Source organism: Lysinibacillus agricola (assembly GCF_016638705.1).
Taxonomy (GTDB): domain Bacteria; phylum Bacillota; class Bacilli; order Bacillales_A; family Planococcaceae; genus Lysinibacillus; species Lysinibacillus agricola.
Genome location: NZ_CP067341.1, coordinates 1,355,287 through 1,372,799 on the forward strand (window position 1 = coordinate 1,355,287; position 17,513 = coordinate 1,372,799).

A 17,513-nucleotide genomic window follows, 5' to 3' on the forward strand; every position below is an offset into this window, starting at 1 on the left:
TAAATCAACTATAAGGAAAATGGTTCTATAAGGGATATTTTGGGGGAAGCTTCTGAAGATCCCACATTATGCCTTTGATGTAGAACTAGAGATAAATTGGGGGAGATTTTTTGGTACAAGTACATACATGTCAGAATGGTGTGCGTATTGTGTCTGAGCAAATCGATCATGTAAGATCTGTTGCGCTAGGCATTTTTGTGAATGCAGGATCTCGTTATGAGCTACCTGAGGAAAATGGCATTACGCATTTTATAGAGCATATGCTTTTTAAAGGGACAAAAACTCGAACAGCTCGTCAAATTGCAGAAGAATTTGACCGAATTGGTGGAGAGTTAAATGCCTTTACATCCAAGGAAAATACTTGTTATTACGCAAAGGTTTTAGACCACCATGCTGAGCTTGCAGTCACAATATTAGCAGATATGTTCTTTAACTCTACGTTTGCAGAGGAAGAGTTAGAGAAAGAACGACAAGTTGTGCTAGAGGAAATATTGATGAGTGAAGATGCACCTGATGACGATGTTCATGAAAAGCTATGGGGAGTTATGTATCCGAATGATGCACTCGGTCGTCCAATACTGGGAACTCCTGCTACGTTGAAAACATTTACAGCAACTATGATACGTAACTATATGGCTAAACATTATGGTCCAGAATCAGTTGTTATTTCAATAGCGGGAAATATTACTGAAAAGCTCATGCAAACAATTGAGGACTTATTTGGCCAATATCAGCCATCTCGACTTGCGGTTGAACCTGTATTAACGAATCCTCATTTTTATCCAGGAGAGATTTCAAAAACTCGCGATACGGAGCAAGCGCATTTAGCCATTTCTTATCCAGCAATCGGTGTAAAGGATCCAGATATGTATAGCTTTATTGCACTTAATAATATTATTGGTGGTAATATGAGCTCTCGTTTGTTCCAAGAAGTACGCGAGGAACGTGGTTTAGCTTATACAATTTTTTCTTACCAATCCTGTTATGCTGATGTTGGAGCATTTACGATTTATGGTAGTACAAGTCGTCAGCAATTATCACAGCTACAGCATACAATTGATGCAACATTACTTGATATCGTGGCAGGTGGCGTAACAGAGGAAGAGCTTGATAATGCGAAAGAGCAGCTCAAGGGTAGTTTTGTTCTCGGTCTAGAGGGGACAGGTGCTCGTATGAATCGCAACGGCACAAGTGAGTTAGTGCATCGTAAACATCGTTCAGTAGACGAAGTATTAGCGTCCATCGATGCCGTATCCATGGAATCGGTAGATCGTTTAATAGCAAAAATCATGAAAGCTGAGCCAGCCATTTCAATTATTGGCCCAGAAGCTTAAAAAAGGTTGCCTTTTATAGGCAACCTTTTCAGCTTGTCTACAAATCTGTATCTATAAAGGTTGATTTTCACTCCGAGTAGGTGCACTCACGGGCTTGGCTTCAATCTCCTCGTCATTGCGTTCCTGGTGGCTTTCAGCGCAAGCTTATCTCACAGGAGTCACCACTCTCCGTAAAAAATCAACGTTTCCTCATCATTATTATGGTTAGACACGCTGCACCAAAAGAGTATTATAGCTATGATTAACATTTAAAATACTACCTTCCACATAAAATAGTATTATGTCTTCAAACGTAGGCTTTTTTAGTGAAAATACTTTGTTTACTTTATAACTAGTACCTCTATACAAAAGGCTCCATTCTGCCTTCTTATAAGACATGATTTGGTTTTCGTATATTTCCCCATTTCTTCCTTTAAAAATACGGTACTCATAGAACAGTATATCCTTACTTTGACTAAATAAAATTTCACCATTGTGAATCAATATAATATAGTCAGCGATCTTTTTTAATGTGTTTCATCCTGCATAAAATCTAAAAATAAAGCGAGAATTTCAATACGAATTATTGAGCCTAGTTCACTCGTTACTTCATCTAAAATTAACCGTTTCATCTTTCATCCTCATTCCTCGGGTTAATTCTTGTACTTTTCTTCCTCTTAGAAGGCTAATCGCTCAAAAAAACTGAATCCCACGTTTTAAACACTTTCTTCATAATTTGTCGAGTTGCGTCACATTGAGCCTTTCAGGTACATGAAAATCGTCAAAAACCACACCGATGTCGTTTTTTATCGATAATTCAAATTCGACAATATCTTTGCCAAATAACAAAATTTCGCCATGTTCTTTTTTAAGCTCATCATCATAACGTGTGGTTGATTTCCGTTCCGACTAACGTGATGGTTTTAGCCTTCGTTCCTCTATTGCTGATCCCCAAGGAGTCGCCCAGCCGGAACGAAGATCAACTCTTATCAATTTCGCCTTGGCATAATTGAAATCCTTTGCAAGTGCACGAATAGATGGTAGTGCGTCACCTGCCTGTAATTTATTGGCTAGTATCGCTTCCTTAAGCTGTACAGTTATTTGTTCATAAATGGGTTTATCACTGGCGTTGCTTAAATGGATATGTACAAATTTTTCACTTCACACATCTGTATACAGATGGCGCGGGTAAATGCAATATTTTCGTAATTTGGGTAAGGGTCACGAATTGCAAAAACTCGGCATATATTGGGGTAACGGTTCAAGGAGGGAGATGAGGAATGCTACTATCAGAGATGGTGGATAAAGAGTTAATTCAAGTTGAGGGTGGCGTACACTTTGGCATACTGGCACATACAGAATGTCTATTAGATGTGCAAACAGGAAAGATACATGGCTTTGAGATTGTTAAAGATAAATTGCCATTCCAAAAAAAGAAAGTGAAAGTTAGTGAAATGATACCTTGGCATGAAATTATACTAATTGGTGAAGACCGGATTTTATTTAACAAAACAACGACGGTACAGTCAGAATTTTTACAGTGAGGTGAGCTTTTGGAAAACGAAAAATGGCTTGTTATCGGTGAGGATCCAAGATTAAAGGAATTAGCTACAATGCTAAGAAGCCCATCGAGAACTGTATTTTATAAAAGAACATCAGTTTGGAATGAGGAGCTAAATAAGCTTGTATTAGAATTCCAACCAAATAGAATTATTCTTCCCATTCTTCCATTAAAAATTGAAGTGGAACAGCTTTATGGAATATCACAAGTTAAATTTTATACAGGGCGTTTGACTATGCATTGGAAGCATTTACTTGAGAGAAATGAAACAAATTGCTATTTACAACAAGAATCTTTTATTTGGCAAAACGCAAGATTAACAGCGGAGGGGTTTATCGCCACGTTTTACGGACTCGAGCAAAAATGTATTTACGGACAAAACTTTACTATCGCAGGGTTTGGGCGCACCGCCAAAATGCTCGCTTCATTACTCGTAAAGATGGGCGCTAATGTCCATATAGTAGCGCGTTCAGTTGTACAAGTGAGTGAAGCAAAGGCATATGGTTATAAAGCTACGAATTTAGATGATCGTAAATGGTCAATTAATGATGGGATATTTATCAATACGATTCCAGCTAAGTGGATTACTGAATCATTCCAAGAACATGTCCCAGTTGTACTATATGATTTGGCTTCGGAGCCGGGCTGTTTAGATATTGACGCCGATCAATTACAAACGTACGTGCTATTGCCGTCATTACCTGGGAAATACTTTGCACATGATGCAGCTACAATACTGTGCAAGGCAATAGAGGAGGAGGAAAATTGCTAACGGGGAAACGAATAGGTTTAGGTATTACAGCCTCACATTGCACGTATGAGGATGTAGTACCTAAAATTCAAAACTTTAAAGATGTAGGAGCAACTGTTATCCCAATAATTACGCATTCCGTTTTACATGCGGCTACTCGTTTTGGTACGGGGGAGGAATGGATTGCGAAGATAGAGGAATTGACTGGACAAAAGGTTATTTCCTCTATTAAAGAGGCAGAACCATTCGGACCATCCAATCCACTGGATGCGATGGTTATAGCACCGATGACAGGTAATAGTATTAGTAAATTTGCTAATGCAGCAACAGATAGTCCGGTGTTAATGGCTGCTAAGGCAACATTGCGCAACGGTTCGCCTGTTATCCTAGGCATTTCAACAAATGATGCTCTTGGCTTAAATGGTCTGAATATTATGAGGCTACTAAATGCCAAAAATATTTACTTTATTCCATTTGGGCAGGACTCACCACATTCGAAACCCAATTCCTTGATTGCCGATTTTGAGCAAATGGTCGCTACTGTTCATGAAGCGATTACGGAGAAAAAGCAATTACAACCGCTGTTAGTACAATATTTCAAATAATTCACGAATTACACACAATTTTCAGTATTTTTGTGATACAATAGCACACATTATGGAACTTGTATTCAAGGAGAGATGACAGATGACAAAGCAGTTAACAGTTGCGGTTGTTGGGGCAACAGGGGCAGTAGGCACAAAAATGATGGAGCAACTAATTAAACGTAATTTTCCAATCGGAGATATTAAGTTTTTAGCTTCTGCACGTTCAGCAGGAAAACCAATCGAATTTAATGATAAGACATATACAATAGAAGAAGCGACACCTGAAGCTTTTGAGGGCGTCAATGTCGCTTTATTCTCAGCTGGTGGTTCGGTATCAGCCGTGCTTGCACCAGAAGCGGCAAAACGTGGCGCAGTAGTTATCGATAACACGAGCCATTTTCGCATGGATCCAGAGGTACCACTAGTTGTACCTGAAGTAAATCGTGGCGATCTTGCTAAGCATAAAGGAATTATTGCGAATCCAAACTGCTCTACAATTCAAATGATGGCTGCGCTTGAGCCCATTCGTCATGCATTTGGCTTAACAAAAATTATTGTATCGACATACCAAGCAGTTTCAGGTGCAGGTATTTCTGCCATTCAAGAATTAAAGGCACAAAGTGTAAACTGGGATGCAGGTAAGGATGTAGAAGCAAATATTTTACCTTCTGGTAGCGACAAACGTCATTATCCAATCGCTCGTAATGTCATTCCACAAATCGATAAATTTACAGACAATGGCTTTACATACGAAGAAATGAAAATGATTAATGAAACGAAGAAAATCATGCATGCACCAGAGCTAAAAGTAGCTGCAACTTGCGTTCGTGTGCCAGTCGTTTCAGGACACTCTGAATCTGTTTATATTGAAGTAGAGAAAGAAGCAACGTTACAAGAAATCTTTGAAGTATTACGCAGTGCACCAGGTGTGGTATTACAAGATGATATCACAACACAAACTTACCCAATGCCTATCTATGCAGAAGGGGAAGAGGCTACTTTTGTAGGACGTATCCGTCAAGATTTAGACAATAAAAAAGGATTCCACCTATGGATCGTTTCTGACAATCTTTTAAAAGGCGCTGCATTAAACTCAATCCAAATTGCAGAAGCAATGCTTGAGGATAACTTACTATAAGAGGGGTGTAAGGATGAATTTAGGTCGAATTGGAACGGCGATGATTACGCCGTTCAAAGAAGATGGCACGATTAATTATCCAGAACTAGAACGTATTATTAATCATTTGATTGATAATGGTACAGATTGTATTGTCGCATGTGGCACAACCTCTGAAAACCCAACTATGTCCACAGAAGAAAAAATTGAAGTTGTACGCTTTACAGTAGAAAAAGTAGCAGGTCGTGTACCCGTTATTGCAGGTACAGGGGATAACGAAACTGCTTACTCTATTGCAATGACGCACAAGGCTGAAGAAAATGGTGCAGATGGTATTATGCTTGTAGCGCCATATTATAATAAGCCAAATCAACGCGGTATTTTTGCGCACTTTGAAACAATTGCCAAAGAAACAAGTTTACCTGTCATGCTTTATAACGTGCCAGGACGTACAGGCGTCAATGTTGCCTATGAAACTTCCGTTGCTTTAAGTAAAATTTCTAATATTGCATGGATTAAAGAAGCGAGCGGCAATTTAGATCAAATGGGCGATGTTATTGAGAATGTTGATTCAGATGATAATTTTTTAGTTTATAGTGGGGATGATGGTTTAACACTTCCACTACTAGCAATCGGCGGAGCAGGTGTTATTTCAGTTGCTGCCCATGTTGTTGGAAATGATATGCAATTAATGATTAAAGCGTTTGAAGAAGGAAATCACGAGCTAGCAGCCAAAATTCACCGAGCATTATTACCTTTAGTACGTGCGCTATTCGCTCAACCAAACCCTTCGCCTATCAAATATGCGATGACAAAATTAGGCTTTGATACACTCAATGTTCGTTTGCCAATGATGGAAATGACAGATGAAGAAAAAGCAAACTTTGACCGAATTTGGGATACGTATCAAGAAAAAGCGAGCAGCTTTAGAAAAATAAGTACCTTTAGTTAATTTACTTAAACTCTCAGACCGTAAACAAACTCAAGATTTTTTAGTTTGTTTACGGTCTTTTTTGATTATATAGAAGAATAAGGCCGTTATTTTCCGCAATTTGGGTATTTCGTAAACTTATATTCAATAAGAATGTCGGAACCTTTTCGTGAAATATCGGTATCATTTCTGAATTTTCGGAACATTTTCATCGTTTATCGGAATGTTTTTTACATTTATCGGATTACTTTTTATCTCGCACTATTAGTACACATGAAAGACGCAACTTTAAAGGGTTGCGTCTTTCATTGATTTATTTTCTTGTACGTTGTTTTGTAAAAAATTTCTGTTTCCACCATGAAAGTTGTATTTTTAATTTGTGCAAAAGCTTTGCAAACCGTATAATAAATGTTAAGTGGTTGCTGTTCGGGATATTTTTTAGGAGGAAATAAATTGACAAAAAAGAAAAATGAACTAATTCGCATCATCCCACTTGGTGGCGTGGGCGAAATTGGGAAAGCAATGTACGTAGTAGAAATTGACGAAGAGCTATTTGTAGTGGATAGCGGCTTAATGTTCCCAGAAGACGAAATGCTGGGCATTGATATCGTAATTCCAGATATTACGTATTTAGAAGAAAATAAAGATCGTGTGAAAGGGATTTTCTTAACGCATGGTCATGAAGATGCAATTGGCTCGATTGCTTACGTATTACAAAAAGTGAAAGCGCCAGTGTACGGATCAAAACTAACAATTGCACTTGCAAAGGAACATTTAAAGGATTTACCTGCACCACATCAGGTGAAATTCTTTGAGGTTACGAACCGTAGTCGTATGAATTTTAATTCAACGTATGTGACATTCTTCCATACAACACATAGTATTCCCGATTCGTTAGGGGTAGTGTTCCATACATCTGAAGGAGCAATTGTTCATACAGGAGAGTTTAAATTCGATCAATCAGCGACAGGTAAATTTAAGCCTGATTTAGCAAAAATGGCACAGCTTGGGGAAGAAGGCGTATTTATTCTGTTATCTGAGTCGTCTGAAGCTGAGCGACCAGGTTATACGACTTCTGAGATTGTGATTGAGGAGCAATTATCAAAAACATTCCATTCAGCATCAGGTCGTATTTTAGTTGCTGTTTATGCATCGAATTTTATTCGTATTCAACAAGTATTTACACAAGCTCAAAAATCGTTCCGTAAAGTAGTTATTGTAGGAAAACCTTTAGAGAAAGCTGTGGATTTAGGTGTACAGTTAGGCCACTTAACGGTAGAGGAAGATACAATTATCCCTATCTCAGAAATGCAAAAGTATCAAGATGATGAGATTATTATTATTGCAACAGGTAATAAAGGGGAGCCACTTGATGCATTAGAAAAAATCGTTCGCAAACATCACCGAGACATTAAAATTAAGCAAGATGATACAGTATTAATTACTTTTACACCGTCTCCTAGTATGGAAGTACAGATGGCTAATACGATGAACTCCATCGCAAAAGCTGGTGCTGAAGTTCTGACATCTAGCAAAAATGTACATGTTTCGGGGCACGGTAGCCAAGAGGATTTAAAGTTAATGCTTAACTTAATGCAACCAAAGTACTTTATCCCTGTGCAAGGTGAGTACCGCATGCTTATTGCTCACTCTAAGCTTGCACAACAGCTAGGTATGCAAAAATCACAAATTTTTATCGCCGATAAAGGGGATATTGTAGAATATAAAAATGGTAAAATGCGAATGAGTGGCCGTGTACAAGCTGGTAATGTATTAATAGACGGTATTGGTGTTGGCGATGTAGGCAACATCGTACTTCGCGATCGTAAGTTATTATCGCAGGATGGTATTTTCATTGTTGTAGTAACATTAAACCGTGCTCAAAAGAAAATTGCATCTGGTCCAGAAATTTTATCACGTGGTTTCGTATATGTACGCGAATCAGAAGAATTAATGGTAGAAGCTTCTGATATTGCTAAAAATGTTATTGAAAAATACGTTGGTAAAGATACATTCGAATGGACAAACATTAAACAAGAAATTCGAGATACACTGAATACGTATTTATTCCAAAAAACGAAGCGCCGCCCAATGATTATCCCAATTATTATGGAATATTAAAAATGTAAGATCATCGTTGAATGAAAAAGGATTTTCTAACCGAATGTAAACGGTGGAAAATCCTTTTTTTGGCTCAATCCTAAAAGTTGGGGATGACATTTATAAGCATCACGTTCTGTGATAACGCCTTCGTGACCAACATCCTTTTGGCCCAAGCGGCTCATCGGACGCCCCCAGGAAGCTTTGCTCTGTGCGAAAGCGAAGCGACAGCAACAACAAATGTTTTCTGTAGCGACAGCAAAGCGGCAGCTACAAATGTTTTCTGTAGCGAAAGCAAAGCGGCAGCTACAAATGTTTTATCTGCGCGAAAGCGAAGCGTCAGCGGCAAATGTTTTATCTGTGCGAAAGCGAAGCGACAGCAACAAAGTGCCCAGTCGGTTCGGAAATCAACCACACGTTATGGTGTTGAGTCTTTTTTTTGAAATAATCAAGTTCTACATGTTATTATTCGCTACATATATAAAATGGATTTGTAAAAGAAGGTGAAATAGATGGCGACTAGTAAAAAAAGAAAAGTCACTAAAAGAAAAGCAACTACAGGAAAAGCAACTACAGAAAAAAAAGAAATGCATCCGCTAATGTATGAAATTTTAGGGCTCATCTTAATTGCGTTTGCAGTTATTATGATATTTGAATATGGCATGATTGGACGTATTCTACAAACAATAGCAATGTTTCTTTTTGGAAATTTACATTTTGCTGTGCCATTTATGCTTATATTTGTTGCATTGTTACTGATGATTGGGCGGAAAAAAGTAAGCATTTACGATCGTCTACTATTAGGTATGCTCCTAATTGTTATGAGTTTAACAATTTTTAGTCACGGCATTCTTTTTGAACAATTATCAAAATCTGGTGGTTTATTATCAGATTCTGTTTTGCGAGAATCTTGGCGGATTTTAATTAATTCAGAGGGTATTATCCATCGAAGTAATGCACTTGGCGGTGGAATGATTGGTGCACTGTTATTTAGTGCTCTTCATGTATTATTTGAGGCAACAGGCGCGAAGGTCGTCGCATGGGCTATTTTCTTTATCGGGTTAATTTTAGTAACAGGAAAGGCACTTGTTCCATATTTAGCGGAAAAAATGCCCGACCTTTTTGGCAAATGGCAAAAGAAACATCGTGATAAGAAAAAAAGTATGCCGAAGAAACCTAATAATCGACGTTCAAAAGTGGAAAGCAAGGATGAAATTGCTGCTGTCGATCAGACGCCTGAGATACAAGAGGAAGAAGAAGTTTCTCATGAACCGATTATCTCTGCCTTCACTCAAAATGTATCCCATGAACGAGAAGCATTTCCAACTGCTGAAAATGAAGAAATTGAACATGGAGAGATTGTTGATGATGTCCATATTGAAGGTGCAGATGCTGTGGAAAATGCAGATTATCAACTTCCTTCTTATAATTTACTACAATTACCGCCACAGCATGATCAAAGCGGTGAATATTCTGTTATTCAGGCCAATGCGAAAAAGCTTGAACAAACTTTGCAAAGCTTTGGTGTAAAGGCAAAAGTAACGCAGGTTCATTTAGGTCCAGCTGTAACGAAATACGAAATATTACCAGATGTAGGCGTGAAAGTTAGTAAAATTGTAAACTTACAGGATGATCTTGCCTTAGCACTTGCTGCGAAGGATATTCGTATGGAAGCACCAATTCCTGGGAAGTCTGCGATTGGTATTGAAGTACCGAATAGTGAGGTAGCCATTGTTACACTGCGTGAAGTGTTAGAATCTAAAGACGGAGCAAAGCCAGAAGCATTATTGCAAGTTGCTTTAGGTCGTGATATTACAGGTCAAGCAGTACTCGCCGAGCTCAATAAAATGCCACATTTACTTGTTGCAGGTTCAACGGGTAGTGGGAAAAGTGTGTGTATAAATGGCATTGTCGTATCAATACTCATGCGGACAAAACCACATGAAGTAAAACTGATGATGATTGACCCGAAAATGGTGGAATTAAATGTTTATAACGGAATTCCTCATCTTCTAGCGCCAGTTGTCACAGATGCACGAAAAGCGTCGCAGGCACTAAAGAAAGTAGTGTCAGAAATGGAACGCCGCTACGATTTATTTTCTCACACAGGAACACGTAATATCGAAGGCTACAATAGCCATGTACAAAAGGTAAATGAGCAAACCGATGAAAAACATCCAAAATTACCGTATATTGTTGTGATTGTAGATGAGTTAGCGGACTTAATGATGGTTGCATCAAGTGATGTAGAGGATTCTATTACACGTTTAGCGCAAATGGCACGCGCAGCAGGGATTCATTTAATAATTGCAACCCAACGACCAAGTGTAGATGTGTTGACAGGCGTTATTAAAGCAAATATTCCTTCACGTATTGCCTTTGCGGTATCGTCAGCAATCGATTCTAGAACGATATTAGATATGGGTGGAGCAGAACGTTTACTCGGTCGAGGAGATATGCTGTTTTTACCTGCCGGTGCATCTAAACCAAAACGTGTGCAAGGTGCCTTTTTATCAGATCAAGAAGTTGAGTCAGTTGTTAACTTTGTTATAGAACAGCAAAAGGCGCAGTATCAGGAGGAAATGATTCCGACCGAAGAAGAGACAATTTTAGAGGAAACGGACGAATTATTTGATGAGGCTGTACAGTTAGTTGTAAGTATGCAGACGGCTTCTGTTTCGATGTTGCAGCGCCGCTTCCGTATCGGTTATTCGAGAGCTGCTCGTATTGTCGATCAAATGGAACAACGCGGTATTGTCGGGCCTTCAGAGGGTAGTAAACCTCGACAAGTGCTCATTCATCAATACGATAATTAGTGCCAAAATATCGACAAAAAGGTGAATTATGATGTCTACATTGTGGAAGCATAAGTACAATTCAAAATTATGACGCAATTACTATAAGGCGTAATTGATTTCATTCTACAAAAATGTTATATTTATGAACGATTAGTAGGAATGTTGTACATCAGATGTCTGATCTCTGATTTTGGTGGTGATATATGTGACTATTAAAGCAGATCATCGTCATCTCTATCTTCAAGTAATTGATCGTTTAAAGTCTGACATTGAAAAAGGCATTTTTAAAGAAAATGAAAAACTGCCTTCAGAGTTTGAATTATCGAAATCACTAGGAGTCAGTCGAGCAACACTTAGAGAAGCGCTACGACTGTTGGAAGAGGAGAATGTCATTGTGCGTCGACACGGGGTAGGTACGTTTGTAAACCCTAAGCCATTGTTTACATCAGGCATCGAGCATTTATCGAGCATTTCTTCTATGATCGAAACAGCAGGTATGGAGCCCGGTTCCCGCTTTTTAAAGGCGACGGAAAACATTCCTTCTGAGGAAGATTTAAAACGCTTCCAATGTGATGACGAAGATAAAATACTCACGATTGAACGTGTCAGAACAGCGGATGGTGAGCCAGTAGTTTACTGTATAGACAGATTACCAGCAAGCTTCCTGCCAACTGACTTTGTAGAAAAAAAAGAAGTTTCACTTTTCTCTGCACTTGAACAATCCGGTAAAATTCATGTTGCCTATGCTGTAACATATATCGATCCAGTCGGGTATCATGAGCAAGCTTCACCGATTTTAAATTGCGGCCGTGAAACAGCTCTTTTAGTATTAAAGCAGTTGCATTACGATGATCATGATCAAGTAGTGCTGTATTCAAAAAATTATTTCCGAGCTGATAAATTCAGCTTCCATGTAGTTCGAAAACGGGTGTAGAACATTTCTAAATATTTTTCCTGCTAATTACAATACCTTTGGGGGTTAACAAAAATGAAAAAAACGTAAATTTGGCTTAGTATTAACATCAGTATTAGCTGCAAGTGCAATCCTTGGTGCATGTGGTGAGAAAGATGACGATAAACCTGCAAAAGAAAATGAAAATGCATCAGGCGAAAGCAACAAAGAAGAAGCGTTCTCAGTTGCAATGGTTACTGACGTAGGTGGCGTTGATGATAAATCATTCAACCAATCTGCTTGGGAAGGTGTTCAAGCTTACGGTAAAGAACATGACCTAAAAAAAGGTGATGGTGGCTTTGACTACTTACAATCAAAATCAGACGCAGACTATGATTCAAATTTAAACGCATTATTACGTCGTGACTTTAACTTAATCTACGGTATTGGTTTCATGATGGAAGACGCTATAGCTGCAGTAGCTGAAGAAAATCCAGATAATAATTTCGCAATCATTGACGCTGAAGTAAAAGCAGACAATGTAGTATCTGTACTGTTCAAAGAGCAAGAAGGTGCTTACTTAGCTGGTGTAGCTGCTGCGAAAATGTCTAAATCAGGTAAAATTGGTTTTGTAGGTGGCGTAGATATTCCAGTTATCAACCGCTTCCACGCTGGTTTCGTTGAAGGTGCAAAAGCTGTAAATCCAGATATCGAAATTAAAGTAAAATACACTGGTGCATTTGATAAAGCTGACCTTGGTAAAGTTACTGCAAACAGCATGTACTCTTCAGGTGTAGATGTTATCTTCCACGCTGCTGGTGCAACTGGTAACGGTGTATTCTCTGAAGCAAAGGAACGTAAGAAAAAAGATCCTAATGCAAACATTTGGGTAATCGGAGTAGATGCTGACCAATACGAAGAAGGTAAAGTAGACGACAAAACAAATGTAACTTTAACTTCTATGTTAAAAGGTGTTAACACAGCAGTTGTAGATATTTCAAATAAAGCGAAAAACGGTGAATTCCCAGGTGGCGAAACGCTTACTTATGGCTTAGCTGAAGACGGAGTGAAACTTGCGGATTCTCGTGGTGCGATCCCAGAAGATGTTCAAACTGTCATTGACGAATATAAAGAAAAAATTGCTAAGGGTGAAATCAAAGTTCCAGAAAAAGCGGAAAAATAATTCATCTTTTGATCATCATAAGGGACTTTTAGAAGACCCTTATGATGATTTTTCAATCTATCGTTATATTTCGACTATTTACAATACTCTGTTTGACTCTATTTATCATTACCATAGAGGTAGTAATTTTATATGAGTTTATCGCAAGAATAGTAATGATGGTATCAAGTTAATAGAAGAAAGGTTTCTAACGATGACCTTTCCTGTATTAATTTATCTTCATTCAGCAAATATTTAATATCTACCTCTATTGGTGGGACAAGATATACGTGAATTTTTTGTTAATAGGGTACATAATGCCCACTGAACGAAGATAGAACCTCTGGCTGAAGTCATTGTTGTCCAAAGTGAAAAACTTTGAGCTAACAGTGACAATGGCTAGTATTTAGATTAGTTTATTAGTATCGACAAAATAATTAAAATTAAGTTTGTCTCAAACAAATCTAAATAACATTTCAATAACTGGACGCATTGTTTATCTGCGCGAAAGCGAAGTGTTAACGAAGCGTCAGTGGCAAAGCGAAAACAAAGCGACAGCCACAATTACGCCAAGGCGAAATTGATAAAAGTGCCTATTAAGGGAGTGACAAAATTGGAATACGTGATTGAGATGCTAGGAATCCGCAAAGAATTCGGTGATTTCGTGGCGAATGATAACATCACCCTCCAACTGAAAAAAGGCGAAATCCATGCATTACTTGGTGAAAATGGTGCAGGTAAATCGACTTTAATGAACGTACTTTTTGGTTTGTATCAACCAGAGGGTGGCGAAATTCGAGTTCGTGGGAAGGCTGTTAAAATTACAAACCCAAATGTGGCCAATGATTTAGGGATTGGTATGGTCCATCAACACTTTATGTTAGTGGAAAATTTTACAGTGACAGAGAACATTATTTTAGGTTCTGAACCTACAAAAATGGGAATTATCAACATTAAAGATGCAGCAAAGAAAGTACAAGCACTTTCTGAAAAATATGGTTTAGATGTTGATCCATATGCCAAAATCGAGGATATTACTGTGGGGATGCAACAGCGTGTTGAAATTTTAAAAACACTATACCGTGGTGCCGAAATTTTAATCTTTGACGAGCCTACTGCATCTTTAACACCACAGGAGATTACAGAGCTTATTCAGATCATGCGCCGCTTAATTGCAGAGGGCAAATCAATTATTTTAATTACCCATAAGCTAAAGGAAATTATGGAAGTCTCTGACCGTGTGACGATTATCCGAAAAGGTGAAGGGATTGGAACGGTTATAACTGCTGAAACAAACCCTAACCAATTAGCTGAAATGATGGTAGGTCGTCAAGTTGAATTTAAAACAGAAAAAACAGAAGCAAAACCAACTGATGAAGTGCTTACAATCGAAAACTTAGTTGTTACAGACTACCGTAATATCGATAAAGTAAAAGGCTTGAACTTAAAAGTACGTAAAGGTGAAATAGTTGGTATTGCGGGTATCGATGGCAACGGACAATCTGAGTTAATCGAAGCCATTACTGGCCTACGTAAAATAAAGAATGGTAACGTTAAATTAAATGGCAAAGATATTACAAATATGAAACCTCGAAAAATTACTGAGGAAGGCGTTGGGCATATCCCGCAAGACCGCCATAAGCACGGTTTAGTATTAGATTTCCCAATTGGCCATAATATCGTACTGCAAACATATTACCAATCTCCAATTGCTAAGGGCTTTGTCATGGACTACAACAAGGTGTCTGAAAAAGCGCGCCAAGTTATCGAAGAGTATGATGTACGTACTGGTAATGGTGAAATGACACCGGCTCGTGCCCTTTCAGGCGGGAACCAACAAAAAGCGATTATCGGTCGTGAAATTGATCGTAATCCAGACTTATTGATTGCGGCACTCCCAACACGTGGTCTTGACGTAGGGGCAATTGAATTTATTCACTCTCGCCTTATCGAGCAACGTGATAAAGGAAAAGCAGTACTGTTAATTTCATTTGAATTAGATGAGGTCATGAATGTTTCGGACCGTATTGCTGTTATATATGATGGTCAAATTGTGGATGAATTAAACCCAAAAGAAACAACAGAACAAGAGCTTGGCCTATTAATGGCAGGACAAAGTAATAAAAATAACATAAATGATGCGAAGGAGGGGAACGACTAATGTCAAATCGTGTCATTAATATACTCGTTCCTATCATCTCTATCATTATCGGTTTAATTGTTGGTGCTATCGTAATGGTAGTCAGCGGCTATGACCCAGTACAAGGTTATATTGCCCTTTGGACAGGTATTTTTGGAGATTCATATTCAATTGGGAACACAATCCGTCAAATTACACCGTACCTATTGGCAGGTCTTGCAGTGGCATTTGCCTTCCGCACAGGTTTATTCAATATCGGTGTTGAAGGTCAGCTGATTTTAGGTTGGCTAGCAGCAGCCTGGGTAGGATATGCATTTGAACTACCTAAAGTTATTCACTTACCATTAGCATTACTTGCGGCAGCTGCTGCAGGTGCATTTTGGGCCTTTATTGCAGGTTTCTTAAAAGCGAAATTTAAAGTTCACGAAGTTATAGCGACAATTATGTTAAACTACACTGCGCTTTATATTGCGAATGCAGTGATCAAAAAATTGTCTGACGGTGGCTTTAAAACAGAACGCGTTCATGAATCAGCTTCTTTACGTTCTCCGTTTTTAAGAGAGCTTACAGACAATTCAAGTCTTCACTATGGCATCATTATTGCACTGTTGATGGTAGTTGTTATGTGGTTCATTTTAGAAAAAACAACACGTGGATATGAGCTTAAAGCGGTAGGATTTAACAAGCATGCTGCAGACTATGCTGGTATGAGCGTCAACAAAAACATTATTTTAGCGATGACGATTTCAGGTATGTTCGCAGGTCTTGGTGGTGCTATGGAGGCACTAGGTACTTTCCAAAATGCTTCTATTAAAGCAGGCTTTACAGGTATAGGTTTCGATGGTATCGCCGTTGCTTTACTCGGCGCCAACACGCCACTAGGGGTAGTATTTGGGGCTTCATTATTCGGCTCACTTAAATACGGAGCACTAAATATGCCAAATGCTGCAGGTATTCCCGAGGAAATCGTATCTATTATTATCGCATTAATTATTTTCTTCGTAGCATCAGGTTATATTATTCGAGTAGCTTTACAAAAGTTAAGCAAGAAAAAGGAGGGACAATAACATGGGCTTTTTAGAAATGTTATATTTCATCATCCCTTCTGCAATTTTTTATGCAACACCTTTAATTTTTACTGCAATCGGTGGTGTATTCTCTGAACGTTCTGGTGTTGTAAACATCGGGCTAGAAGGTTTAATGATTGTTGGTGCATTTGTTGGTATTTATGTCAATTTAGAATTTGCTTCAACATTTGGTGCAGCAACAATTTGGGTGGCTATGCTGGCAGCTGTTATTATTGGAGGAATCTTCTCACTTCTCCACGCTGTTGCTTCAATTTCCTTCCGTGCTGATCAAACGGTATCAGGGGTTGCTATTAATTTATTAGGTTTAGCGGTAACTGTATTCTTAGTAAAAATGATTTATGGTAAAGGTCAAACAGATATGATTGCCCAACCAATAACTCGTTTCGCTATCCCTTATTTAAAGGATATCCCGTTCTTTGGTCCATTATTATTCCGTGATGTCTATAGTACGTCAATTTTAGCTTTTGCAGTAGCTATTGGAGCATGGTTTATCATTTATAAAACTCCATTCGGTTTACGTTTACGCGCTGTCGGAGAACATCCAATGGCTGCAGATACGATGGGCGTAAATGTTAATAGAATGCGCTATATTGCTGTTGTCATCTCTGGGGCATTAGGTGGTCTTGGTGGTGCAGTGTACGCGCAATCAATTACAGGCGATTTCTCACATGCAACAATTGCTGGTCAAGGCTTTATGGCTATTGCTGCAATGATTTTCGGGAAATGGCATCCGATCGGTGCATTAGGCGCAGCGTTATTCTTTGGAGTAGCACAAACGTTAAGTGTTGCAGGAAGCGACATTCGTTACATTCAAGATATTCCTGCTGTATACCTACAAATTTTACCGTACGTATTAACAATCTTTGCGTTAGCAGGATTTATCGGTAAAGCAAATGCGCCAAAAGCTAGTGGTCAACCTTATATTAAGGGGAAACGCTAAAAACAAGTTAGACATATACAAAGACTGGGCGAAAATGCTCAGTCTTTTTTCTTGTACATATCTCAAGCGTTTGGGAAAATGATAGTTGGAGATTGATTTTTTTCAAACAGGTTAATCAACAAACATAATCACT

14 protein-coding genes and 1 pseudogene are annotated in these 17,513 nt (G+C 38.5%); 14 read left to right on the plus strand and 1 reads right to left on the minus strand.

Features of this window, described 5'->3' with window-relative positions; translation table 11 throughout:
• The first annotated feature begins 110 nt into the window (after positions 1 to 110).
• Positions 111 to 1,334 carry a M16 family metallopeptidase gene (locus tag FJQ98_RS06385; RefSeq protein WP_053594252.1) on the plus strand — a complete coding sequence of 408 codons (1,224 nt, stop codon included), beginning with the start codon at positions 111 to 113 and terminating at the stop codon, positions 1,332 to 1,334.
• Between the two features lie 993 nt (positions 1,335 to 2,327).
• Here FJQ98_RS06385 and FJQ98_RS27495 read toward each other — a convergent pair.
• Positions 2,328 to 2,456, minus strand: a pseudogene (locus FJQ98_RS27495) (GntR family transcriptional regulator); the annotation flags it as partial.
• A gap of 137 nt (positions 2,457 to 2,593) precedes the next feature.
• Here FJQ98_RS27495 and FJQ98_RS06395 point away from each other — a divergent pair.
• The 13 genes from FJQ98_RS06395 (at position 2,594) to FJQ98_RS06455 (ending at position 17,380) form a co-directional block, all read left to right on the plus strand.
• A complete protein-coding gene (locus tag FJQ98_RS06395) occupies positions 2,594 to 2,857 on the plus strand; it encodes a YlmC/YmxH family sporulation protein (protein ID WP_053594254.1) in 264 nt (87 codons plus the stop codon).
• A 9-nt stretch (positions 2,858 to 2,866) separates the two neighbouring features.
• The gene (locus FJQ98_RS06400) at positions 2,867 to 3,646 is read left to right on the plus strand and encodes a dipicolinate synthase (protein ID WP_053594255.1); all 780 of its coding nucleotides are present in this window, start codon (positions 2,867 to 2,869) and stop codon (positions 3,644 to 3,646) included.
• Positions 3,640 to 4,230 (plus strand): dipicolinate synthase subunit B, encoded by a 591-nt coding sequence (locus FJQ98_RS06405; protein ID WP_053594256.1) that lies wholly within the window; start codon positions 3,640 to 3,642, stop codon positions 4,228 to 4,230. Before FJQ98_RS06400 ends, FJQ98_RS06405 begins: the two co-directional genes overlap by 7 nt.
• Before the next feature lie 82 nt (positions 4,231 to 4,312).
• Positions 4,313 to 5,350 carry an aspartate-semialdehyde dehydrogenase gene (locus FJQ98_RS06410; protein WP_053594257.1) on the plus strand — a complete coding sequence of 346 codons (1,038 nt, stop codon included), beginning with the start codon at positions 4,313 to 4,315 and terminating at the stop codon, positions 5,348 to 5,350.
• Between the two features lie 13 nt (positions 5,351 to 5,363).
• On the plus strand, positions 5,364 to 6,281 hold the full coding sequence (dapA, locus tag FJQ98_RS06415) for a 4-hydroxy-tetrahydrodipicolinate synthase (protein WP_053594258.1): 918 nt from the start codon (positions 5,364 to 5,366) through the stop codon (positions 6,279 to 6,281).
• Between the two features lie 432 nt (positions 6,282 to 6,713).
• Complete coding sequence (locus tag FJQ98_RS06420; protein ID WP_053594259.1) at positions 6,714 to 8,381, plus strand: ribonuclease J; 1,668 nt, start codon at positions 6,714 to 6,716, stop codon at positions 8,379 to 8,381.
• 131 nt (positions 8,382 to 8,512) lie between these two features.
• Positions 8,513 to 8,803 (plus strand): hypothetical protein, encoded by a 291-nt coding sequence (locus tag FJQ98_RS06425; protein ID WP_143114713.1) that lies wholly within the window; start codon positions 8,513 to 8,515, stop codon positions 8,801 to 8,803.
• A gap of 69 nt (positions 8,804 to 8,872) precedes the next feature.
• Entirely contained in the window at positions 8,873 to 11,176 is a 2,304-nt protein-coding gene (locus tag FJQ98_RS06430; RefSeq protein ID WP_053594261.1) for an FtsK/SpoIIIE family DNA translocase, read from the plus strand.
• A 187-nt stretch (positions 11,177 to 11,363) separates the two neighbouring features.
• Entirely contained in the window at positions 11,364 to 12,092 is a 729-nt protein-coding gene (locus FJQ98_RS06435; RefSeq protein WP_053594262.1) for a GntR family transcriptional regulator, read from the plus strand.
• A gap of 208 nt (positions 12,093 to 12,300) precedes the next feature.
• Entirely contained in the window at positions 12,301 to 13,233 is a 933-nt protein-coding gene (locus tag FJQ98_RS06440) for a BMP family lipoprotein (protein WP_281399278.1), read from the plus strand.
• 592 nt (positions 13,234 to 13,825) lie between these two features.
• Entirely contained in the window at positions 13,826 to 15,373 is a 1,548-nt protein-coding gene (locus tag FJQ98_RS06445; protein ID WP_053594264.1) for an ABC transporter ATP-binding protein, read from the plus strand.
• Positions 15,373 to 16,419 carry an ABC transporter permease gene (locus FJQ98_RS06450; RefSeq protein ID WP_053594265.1) on the plus strand — a complete coding sequence of 349 codons (1,047 nt, stop codon included), beginning with the start codon at positions 15,373 to 15,375 and terminating at the stop codon, positions 16,417 to 16,419. Before FJQ98_RS06445 ends, FJQ98_RS06450 begins: the two co-directional genes overlap by 1 nt.
• 1 nt (position 16,420) lies before the next feature.
• Positions 16,421 to 17,380, plus strand: a complete 960-nt coding sequence (locus FJQ98_RS06455; RefSeq protein WP_053594266.1) for an ABC transporter permease — start codon at positions 16,421 to 16,423, stop codon at positions 17,378 to 17,380.
• Positions 17,381 to 17,513 lie beyond the last annotated feature (133 nt).